The organism is Cellulomonas rhizosphaerae (assembly GCF_003470205.1).
GTDB lineage: Bacteria > Actinomycetota > Actinomycetes > Actinomycetales > Cellulomonadaceae > Cellulomonas > Cellulomonas rhizosphaerae.
The window spans coordinates 1-9,238 of sequence record NZ_QWKP01000103.1 but is presented as its reverse complement, the minus strand read 5'-3'; the positions used below and the strand labels follow the sequence as shown (position 1 = coordinate 9,238).

Here is a 9,238-nt window from a genome sequence, read left to right as displayed (position 1 = left end):
AGATCTCCTACTGCGGCCGGACCGAGGAGGAGCTGACCAAGGACTCCGTCCCGTACGAGGTGGGCGTCGCGCGCTACCGCGAGCTCGCGCGCGGGCAGATCGTCGGCGACTCCTACGGGATGCTCAAGCTGCTGGTGCACACGGAGACGCGCGAGCTGCTGGGCGTGCACATCTTCGGGACCTCGGCGACCGACCTCGTGCACATCGGGCAGGCGATCATGGCGTGCGGGGGCACGGTCGACTACCTCGTCGACACGGTCCTGAACTACCCGACGCTGTCCGAGGCGTACAAGGTCGCGGCGCTCGACGCGACGAACAAGATCCGCCAGGTGGCGCGGTTCAGCTCCTGAGCCGCCGCGCCCGCCTCGTCAGGTCGCCGAATCGGCATCGTTTCGCCGGAAACGATCGGCGAGGCGATGACGAATCGACGAGATGACGGTCAGCCGCGCAGCGCTGCGTCGACGATCAGCGCCGCGGTGTCGCGCACGACGGTGGCGACCGACGGGTCGCGGTCCATCCGGACCGAGATCCCCGCGCCGTCGTAGAGGACGTAGAGCTGCCGGGCCAGCGCCTCGGGGTCCGGTGCGCCGGCCTCGCGTGCGAGGTCGGTGAGCAGCCCGCGCAGCCAGGCGCGGTACTCGTCGGACACCTGCTCGACCGTCCCGCCGGGCTCGGACTCGGCGCTCGCGGCGACGAACGCGCAGCCGCGGTAGCCGGGGCGCGCGAACAGCGCGGTCTGGGCGTCGAAGACCGCGAGCAGCCGCGCGCGCGGCTCGTCGGCGGCCTCCACCGCGGCCGTGATCCGGGCGCGGTTCGCGTCCTGGCGGCCCCGCAGGTACTCGCCGACGAGGGCGTCCTTGCTGCCGAACGTGTTGTAGAGCGAGGCCTTGGCGACACCTGCGCGCTCGATCACGCGGTCGATGCCGACCGCGTGCACGCCCTCGGCGTAGAACAGCTCGTTCGCCGCAGCCAGCAGCCGCTCGCGGGCGGGCGCCCGGTCGGTCGTCGTCATCGCACGCCCCTCGTCCTGGACAGATCTGTCCAGCGTAGACGCGCTCATGCCTGCACCGCCGCCTCCACGCGGGGGCAGGTCGCGGCGGCGGGAGCCTCGCGCCGCAGCAGCCCGACGAGCGCACCGAGCGCGAGGACCACGAGCACGATGCCGTAGTCCCGCACGACCGTGGTCACGTCGCCCACGCGCCCGACGAGCGACCCGGCAACCACCGCGGGCACGCCCATCCCCAGGTACGCGACGACGTACACGGCCGAGAGCACGCCGGCGCGCTCGTGCGGGGCGGCGGCGCCGACGACGGTGCGCACCGCGCCCTGGAACCCGGTGCCGAACCCGATCCCCGCGACGAACGAGCCGAGGAAGAAGCCGAGCAGCCACCCGGCCTCGACCGCAGCCAGGGTCCCGGTGACGCCGACGGTGAGCGAGCCGATCCCGATGAGCATCAGCGCGCGCGGCGACTGCTCGCGCAGCACCAGCCCGGCCGCGGCGGCGACGCCGGCGAGCGTGCTGAGCGCGAGGGCGCCGAGCAGCACGCCCTGCCCACCGAGCTGGTGGACGAGGGTCGGGGCCAGCGAGCCGTACAGGCCCGCGAGCGCCCAGACCGCGAACACGACGGGAGCGGCGACGAGCATCCGCGGCCGCACCGCGCGCGGCAGCCGGATCTCGGGGACCAGGCTCGCCCGGGCCCGCTGGGCGGCGCCCGGCAGGCGCGGCGAGGTCTCCGGCATCCGCAGCACGCCGACCGCCTGGACCAGCAGCAGCGCGATGACCAGGTAGTAGATGGTGTGCACGGGCGCGGGAAGGAACTGCACGACGACGCCCGAGAGGAGCGCGCCGATCGCGGTGCCGGCGCCGGGCGCGGTGCCGTTCGCGACGGCCCCCCGCACGCGGTCGACGTCGAGCATCGCGGCGCCCACGGCACCGACCGCGGCGCCGGTCGCGATCCCCTGCAGGACGCGCCCGGTCAGCAGCGCCGGGTAACCCGTGGCCGTGGTGAGGACGAGGAGCGAGACGACCTGGCCGGCGATCCCGGCGAGCAGGACCGGTCGTCGGCCGAGGTGGTCGGAGAGCCGGCCCAGGACCAGCAGCGCGACGAGCACCGCGATGGCGTAGACCCCGAACGCGACCGTCGTCCCGAGCGAGCCGAAGCCCCACTCGGCGCCGTACGTCGCGTACAGCGGCGTGGGCGCGGCCGACGAGGCGAGGAACGTGATGACGATCGAGACGAGGAGCGCCAGGGTGGCGGAGCTGCGGCGGACCATGGTGACTCCAGTTGGGTAGACCGTTCTGTCTATCGAGACACTAGACAGATCTGTTCAACCCGTCAACCCCTGTGGACGGTGCGGCTCGCGGTGTGGGCGGACGTGCCTACGGTGTCGCCATGACGACCGCCGCACTCCCTGCCCTCAGCCCCGCACAGCAGGCGACCGCGACGACGGTGATCGAGGCGCTGGCCGGCCCGGGCGCGCAGCTGCGCGAGGACCAGCTCGCTGCGGTCACCGGCCTGCTCGCCCCGGGCGCCCGCGTGCTCGTGGTGCAGGCGACGGGGTGGGGCAAGTCCGCCGTCTACTGGACCGCCACGGCGATCCGCCGGTCGGAGGGCGCGGGGCCGACGCTCGTCGTCTCGCCGCTGCTCTCGCTCATGCGGGACCAGGTGAACGCCGCCGCGAAGGCCGGGCTGCGGGCCGCGACGCTCAACTCCTCGAACGTGGGCGACTGGGCCCAGATCGAGGACGCACTGCGGGCCGGCACGGTCGACGTGGTGCTGGTCTCCCCCGAGCGGCTCGCCAACCCCGGCTTCGGCCGCCGCGTGCTCGACGCGCTGACAGGCAACCTCGGGATGCTCGTGATCGACGAGGCGCACGCCGTCTCGGACTGGGGGCACGACTTCCGCCCCGACTACCGCCGAGTGGCGGACACGGTCCAGGCGCTCAACCCCGAGACCCCGGTGCTGGCCACCACCGCCACGGCCAACGCACGCGTGACCGAGGACGTCGCCGCGCAGCTCGGGGAGCACACCCTGGTCCTGCGCGGGCCGCTCGCGCGCAGCAGCCTGCAGCTCGCGGTCATCGACTCGCTCACGCCGCTGCAGCGCTACGCGTGGGTCGCCGAGCAGCTGCCGCACCTGCCGGGCTCGGGGATCGTCTACACGCTGACCGTCGCGGACGCGCTCCGGCTGGCCGAAGCGGTGCGCTCGCAGCACGGCGACGCGCTGCCCGTCGCTGCGTACACGGGGCAGCTCACCGGCGCCGAGCGCGAGCGGCTCGAGGAGGCGCTGCGTCGCAACGAGCTCAAGGCCCTCATCGCCACGTCCGCGCTGGGGATGGGCTACGACAAGCCCGACCTGGGCTTCTGCGTGCACGTCGGCGCGCCACCGTCGCCGGTGTCCTACTACCAGCAGGTCGGCCGTGCGGGCCGCGGGATCGACCACGCGGTCGTCGTGCTGCTGACCTCGTCGGCCGACGCGGGCGTCTGGGACTACTTCGCGACGGCCTCGATCCCCGAGCCGCGCGCGATGGCGCGCCTGCTGGACGTGCTGCCGACGTCGCCGACCAGCGTCCCCGCCCTCGAGGCCGAGTCCGGCCTGCGCCGCACGCGCGTCGAGCTCATGCTCAAGCAGCTCGCGGTCGACGGGGTCGTCGAGCGGAGCGAGGGCGGGTGGGCGCGCACCGGCAAGGCGTGGGAGTACGACGAGGCGCACTACGCGGGCGTCCTGGCGGTGCGCCGCCGCGAGGCCGACATCATGCGCGACTACGCGAGCGGCCGGCGCTGCCTCATGCAGCTGCTGCAGGAGTCGCTCGACGACCCGAGCGCGCAGCCGTGCGGCCGGTGCTCGGTGTGCACGGGGACGCTGCCGGACGGCCTGCCCGAGCAGCCGTCGGTCGAGACGACGCGCGCGGTCGCCGGGCTGCTGCGTACTCAGTCGCACCCCGTCGAGCCGCGCAAGATGTGGCCGGGCGGGGCGTTCGGCGCGAGCGGCCGGATCGCGCCGGGCGAGCTTGCGGCGCCCGGACGCGCGCTGATCCACGCCGACGCGCCCGAGTGGCGCGAGCTGGTGGCGACGGTGTTCTCGGTCGACGCCGCACCGCCGGACGAGCTGGTCGACGGGCTCGTCGGGCTGCTGCGCCCGTGGGGTCGGGAGTGGGACGAGCGGCCCGCCGTCGTCGTCGGGCTGCCCGCGGCCGGCTTCCCGGTGCTGACCGACGGGCTCGTCGCGCGGATCGCGGAGATCGGGCGGATGTCGACCGCGTCGCTGGCGGTCGACGACTCGGCGGTGCGGGCGGCTCGGTCGTCGCGCGACCTGACCAGCGCGAGCGAGGCGACCGCCTGGCGGGACGCCCTCTCGGTGCCCGAGCCCGACGCGGTGCGCGGCCGAGCGGTGCTGCTCGTCGTCGACGCGACCGCGACGCTGTGGCCGGTGACCATCGCCGCGGCGGCGCTACGCCGAGCGGGCGCCACCTCCGTCCTGCCCCTGGTGGTCCACCGCCGGGTGTGACCCCGTGGCCGCGAGCCCAGCCCTTCGCCGAGCGGTGCCTCGCGCACGCTTCCGCGCCGTGAACCGTGCACAAACCACCGCTCGCCTGGTGGAAGTCACCCACGAGCGGGTGCACGTCGCGTCCGGTCGGGCCGGCGCAGAGTCACCCACGTGCGGGCGCACGTCGCGTCTGGCCCGGCCGGCGCCGTCGGTCCAGTTGGCCGGGTTGCGCCCGCTGCGGGGCCGCGTCGCTGCATGGAACGTTGCATCGCTCGTGATGATCGGCGGCGCGAATCCTGCAGCGTTGGCTGCAGCCATCCCGGGAGCTCGCTCGCTCCCCGGTGAACCCGTGGGTGTGCGCCGCGCCGCGCCGGATGCGGCGTGTCGCACACCCATCCGCACGCCGCGGCGTGGAGGTGGCGTGCGGCAAGCGTGGCGGACGGCGCGGGTGGCGCGGGAGGCTCAGTCGAGGAAGTAGCGCAGGAAGCGGCCCGGGTCGTCGAGGAAGCCGCGCCAGCGACGGACGAGGTCGAGGTCCTCCCACTCGCATCGCCGCATCCCCCACTCACCGACCTCCCAGATCTCGGCGCCCGGGATCGCGGCGAGCAGCGGGGAGTGCGTGGAGAGCAGAACCTGGGAGTCGTTGGCCTCCAGGTTCTTGATGTGTGCGACGAGCGCGAGACAGCCGTCGAACGAGAGCGCGGACTCGGGCTCGTCGAGGAGGTAGAGCCCCGGCTTGTGCATGCGGTCGCCGATGAGACTGAGAAACGACTCGCCGTGCGACATCCGGTGGAACTGCGGCTCGGAGCGCTGGCCCGGGTTGTCCTCGAGAAACGAGTAGAACGCGTGCATCGTCTCGGCACGGAGGAAGAAGCCGAATCGCGCCGCTCCGATGTCGCGGCGAACCGTGAGCTGCAGGGCCGACTCCGTCGCGCGCGTCGAGTAGCCCGAGCCGATCGAGCCACCCTCGGGCCCCATCCCGTATGCGAGCGCGACCGCCTCGACGAGGGTCGACTTGCCCGCACCGTTGTCCCCGACCAGCACCGTGATCGGCGCCAGGCGCCACCCCTCGGACAGCACCTGCCGGACCGCCGGGATCTGCGCCCACCACACGGGCGTGTCTGGGGCTCCGGTCGCCTCGATCTCGCGCAGGGGGAGGTCCATGCCGACGGTCTACCGGGTCGGTGCTGGTCGTGTCCATCGCGGCGCGGCATAGTCGGGTCCATGTCCGTGCAGGTCACCGAGGTCCGCGAACCGTCCGAGCTGCGTGCGCTGCACGCCGCGATCCTCGCGCCGTCGTTCCCGCCCGACGAGCTCGAGTCGCCCGACGACATGGCCGAGGGGCTCGCGTCCGGGGCGCTGGTCGCGATGGCGGCCTCGTCGGCCGACGAACCTGTCGCACTGGCCGTCGGCGCGTGGGACCCGACGACGTCCGTGCTGCTCCTGTCCTACCTGGCCGTCGGGTCGGGCGGTCGCGGTGGCGGCGTGGGCGGGACGCTCCTGGCCGCGGCTCTGACCGCGTGGCAGGCCGACCTCGACCCGCTCGTCGTGCTCGCGGAGATCGAGGACCCGGCCCTGCACACGGGCTCGCCCGAGCACGGCGACCCCGCCGCCCGCGAGCGCTTCTACCTGCGCCGCGGCGCGCGGCGCCTGCCGCTCGCGTACGTCCAGCCAGCGCTCGCCCCCGGCCTCGCGCGCGTGCCAGGGATGCTGCTGCTCGCGCTCGCGGTGCGGGGGTCGGTGGTGGCACCCGACGATGCGTGGCACCTGCCCGCGGCGCCGGTCCGCGACTTCCTCCTGGGGTACTACACGCGCAGCGAGGGCCGCGTCCCCGACGACGACCAGGTGCTCACCATGCTCGCGCCACTGACCGGCACCGCAACGCTCGTCGTGAGGCCCTGACCCCCTTCAGCGACGGACGCGCGATGCCGATGTCCAGAGCAACCGCCGTCCGCACGAACACCGAGGTCCAACCGTGAACGCCGCTGCACCGGGGTGGTACCCCGACCCCGAGCACCCCGCGATGGTCCGCTGGTACGACGGGTACGCCTGGACCCAGCACCGCGCGCCCCGCACCCCGCCCCGCAAGCCGCGGAACACGGGGGCGATCGTCGCGATCGTCATCGGCTCGGTCGTGGGGGGAGTGCTGCTGCTGGGGATGATCGCGGCCGTGGCCATCCCCGTGGTGCTCAACCAGCAGGACAAGGCGGCGCTGCGGTCGTTCAAGTCGATGACTTGCGACGACGTGGCCGCCGAGGCCGTCCTGTACACCCAGGACTCCGTTGCCCCCGACGAGATCCCGCTCCAGTCCACCCACTCGATGATCCTCATCACCGACGGCCGACCCACGTTGCACATCCCGTCCGGCCCCGGGGAGGCGTTCGTCATGAAGTGCTCGGGCCGAGGCATGTGGGCCGACGGGTCGACGACCCCGCTGGTCGTCGACCTGTACACGAACGCTGACGGCGACCATCTGTTCTCGCTCGACTGGGACATCTGACGCCGGACGGACGCCGGTTCGGAGTCACGGCGCGAGTCCGGTATCCTCTGTCGGCCGGGAGGATTCGCCTAGTGGCCTATGGCGCACGCTTGGAAAGCGTGTTGGGTGAAAGCCCTCGGGGGTTCGAATCCCCCATCCTCCGCGCACACGAAGGGCCCGCGAGCTTCTGCTCGCGGGCCCTCCGTCTTGGTGAACGTCGCGGAGCACCTACCGGGAGCCGCCGGCCTCCAGGAACGGCTGGTACATCAGCCGGCCCTCGTTGACGGCGAGGAGCTCGTCGTCCACCTCGTTCCCGGCAAGATCGAGCACGCGCCGCCGCAGCACGTTGCGCCGGGTGAAGACGCCGGGCAGGTCGTTGGTCATGAGGTGGGCGGCCTCGTACACCTCGTAGGTGTTCACCGGCGGGAGGTCGCTGGTCCACGCTCCGACCAGGTCCGCCTCCTCGACCGTCAGCGACAGCCGGAACGTCGCCGCCGTGCGGTTCTCGATCTGCAGGTCGAGCACCGGCCAGGAGCACGTCGCGCCACTGCCGAACGGCTGCGTGCGGCCGTTGTCCGGGAAGACGTCGTAGGTGTGCCGCCAGCGCTCCACCACGGTCAGGGGCGAGTGCGCGGTCATCCAGTAGAGCAGGTTGGTCATCTGGCACATCCCGCCACCGACGGCCTCGTCGACCTGGCCCTGCCGCAGGACCAGGCCGTCCTTGAACCCCCGTCGGTAGCTCGGCCTGCCGACCAGCCGCCAGAACGACATGCGCTGCCCGGGAGCCAGCACGATGCCATCCAGCCGCGCGGCGGCGATCGCCAGGTTCACCGCCTTGTTCTCCTGCAGCCGACGGTCCACACCGGCCAGCTCGCGAAAGATCGGCGACCTGTGGGCCGCAACCTCGTGGTCGAAGCCGTCCGATGCCGCACGGTCCAGCCGCGCCGGGACGCCGGCCCGCCGCCACTGCCACTCCCGGCGCAACCGCCGGACTGATGGTCCGATCGATCCACGTGCGCGCTCGCGCAGGCTGGTCACGACCGGTGGGCTCGACATGGACGCGATCGTGCCGTCCCGGCCCCGGACTGGCAAGGAGGCTCACGCACCGAACGCGGTCCACTCCCCCTCGGAGATCACCTCGACCACGCCGTCGACCACCGAGATGGCCGTCTGCTCGTCGATCGCGTACGACGGGACGCCGATCTCGGCGGCCCACCGTTCCGCGTCCGCCGAGCTGTTCTCCGGGAACGCGTCGAGGTGCGGGAAGATCGCGAAGTCGACGACGCCCAGCGTGCGGTCGTCCGGCGCGGCGGCCCACTCGACGAACGAGTCGCCGATCCGGGGCGTCATCACCATGCTCCCGGCGCTCACACCGACCCAGACCGTGTCGGGCAGTGAGGGCAGCAGGTCGGCCAGGCCCGACTCGCGCACCCAGTGGTTCAGGTACGTCGCGTCGCCGCCGTCGACGAGGAGCACGTCGGCCTCGCGCACCCACGGCACCCAGCGCTCGGCACCGATCGTCGGCAGGGCGGTGAGCTCGAGGACGCCGAGCGACGCCCAGCCCAGGCCCGTGAAGTGCTCGGAGCCGGCCACGAGCCTGCGCACCGACCCGGGTCCGCACATCGGGTGACCCCACTGCGCGGTCGGGACGACGAGCGCGCGCGACTCCGGGATCGGCTTGCCGAGCAGCCGCTCGAGCGCGGTGCGGATGCTCGCGTTCGTGACGCCACCGGACGTGAGCAAGAGCTTCACGGTGCCTCCTCGTCGAACCTGGCCAGAAGGGAATCGTGCACCGGCCCACCCACACGGCTCACCGCGCGAGCCAGCCCAGCGCGCCACGCGCCGCGACGACACCGGTGCTGAACGACGCCTGCAGCAGGTACCCGCCCGTGGGCGCCTCCCAGTCGAGCATCTCCCCCGCGACGAACGTCCCCGGCATCGCGCGCAGCATCAGCGAGTCGTCGACCTCCGACCACGCGATCCCGCCGGCGCTCGAGATGGCCCGCTCGATCGGCATCGCCTCGGCCACGACGACCGGTACCGCCTTGACCAGCGCGGCCATGGCGACCGGGTCGGCCGGGAGAGGGCCCGCCTCACGCAGCAGCCCGATCGCCACCGGGTCGAGCCCGAGTGCGCGGCGCAGCCAGTTGGCGGCCGAGTCCTTCGGCCGGCGTCGCGCCAGCCGGTCGGCGAGCTGGTCGACGGTCAGCGCCGGCCGCAGGTCGACCTCGACCACGCACCGCCCGGCGGCCAGGCCGGAGCGGATGGGTGC

Annotated in this window: 9 protein-coding genes, 1 tRNA gene and 1 pseudogene; 5 read left to right on the top strand and 6 right to left on the bottom strand. The window is 73.3% G+C overall.

Annotated elements, in window-relative coordinates:
- Positions 1-350 (top strand): annotated as a pseudogene (locus D1825_RS02310) (Si-specific NAD(P)(+) transhydrogenase); the annotation flags it as partial.
- 89 nt (positions 351-439) lie between these two features.
- Here the strand turns inward: D1825_RS02310 and D1825_RS18750 are convergent.
- On the bottom strand, positions 440-1,012 hold the full coding sequence (locus D1825_RS18750) for a TetR/AcrR family transcriptional regulator (RefSeq protein ID WP_118765875.1): 573 nt from the start codon (positions 1,010-1,012) through the stop codon (positions 440-442).
- Positions 1,013-1,056: 44 nt separating this feature from the next.
- Positions 1,057-2,274, bottom strand: a complete 1,218-nt coding sequence (locus D1825_RS02300; RefSeq protein ID WP_118765874.1) for an MFS transporter — start codon at positions 2,272-2,274, stop codon at positions 1,057-1,059.
- Between the two features lie 119 nt (positions 2,275-2,393).
- Between D1825_RS02300 and D1825_RS02295 the strand changes: the two genes are divergently transcribed.
- On the top strand, positions 2,394-4,508 hold the full coding sequence (locus tag D1825_RS02295) for a DEAD/DEAH box helicase (RefSeq protein ID WP_118765873.1): 2,115 nt from the start codon (positions 2,394-2,396) through the stop codon (positions 4,506-4,508).
- A 441-nt stretch (positions 4,509-4,949) separates the two neighbouring features.
- On the opposite strand, the gene D1825_RS02290 is transcribed toward D1825_RS02295, so the two are convergent.
- A complete protein-coding gene (locus tag D1825_RS02290) occupies positions 4,950-5,651 on the bottom strand; it encodes an AAA family ATPase (protein ID WP_118765872.1) in 702 nt (233 codons plus the stop codon).
- Between the two features lie 60 nt (positions 5,652-5,711).
- Between D1825_RS02290 and D1825_RS02285 the strand changes: the two genes are divergently transcribed.
- The 3 genes from D1825_RS02285 to D1825_RS02275 all read left to right on the top strand — a co-directional run bounded on the left by D1825_RS02285 (position 5,712) and on the right by D1825_RS02275 (position 7,129).
- Positions 5,712-6,389 (top strand): N-acetyltransferase, encoded by a 678-nt coding sequence (locus D1825_RS02285; protein WP_118765871.1) that lies wholly within the window; start codon positions 5,712-5,714, stop codon positions 6,387-6,389.
- Positions 6,390-6,462: 73 nt separating this feature from the next.
- Complete coding sequence (locus tag D1825_RS02280) at positions 6,463-6,987, top strand: DUF2510 domain-containing protein (RefSeq protein ID WP_118765870.1); 525 nt, start codon at positions 6,463-6,465, stop codon at positions 6,985-6,987.
- A gap of 57 nt (positions 6,988-7,044) precedes the next feature.
- A tRNA-Ser gene (locus D1825_RS02275) sits at positions 7,045-7,129 on the top strand.
- A 65-nt stretch (positions 7,130-7,194) separates the two neighbouring features.
- Here the strand turns inward: D1825_RS02275 and D1825_RS02270 are convergent.
- The 3 genes from D1825_RS02270 to D1825_RS02260 all read right to left on the bottom strand — a co-directional run.
- A complete protein-coding gene (locus D1825_RS02270) occupies positions 7,195-8,022 on the bottom strand; it encodes a VanW family protein (RefSeq protein ID WP_118765869.1) in 828 nt (275 codons plus the stop codon).
- A gap of 42 nt (positions 8,023-8,064) precedes the next feature.
- Complete coding sequence (locus D1825_RS02265) at positions 8,065-8,718, bottom strand: Type 1 glutamine amidotransferase-like domain-containing protein (RefSeq protein ID WP_118765868.1); 654 nt, start codon at positions 8,716-8,718, stop codon at positions 8,065-8,067.
- A gap of 58 nt (positions 8,719-8,776) precedes the next feature.
- On the bottom strand, positions 8,777-9,238 hold a 462-nt coding region (locus D1825_RS02260; protein WP_199721466.1), incomplete at its 5' end, for an NAD(P)/FAD-dependent oxidoreductase.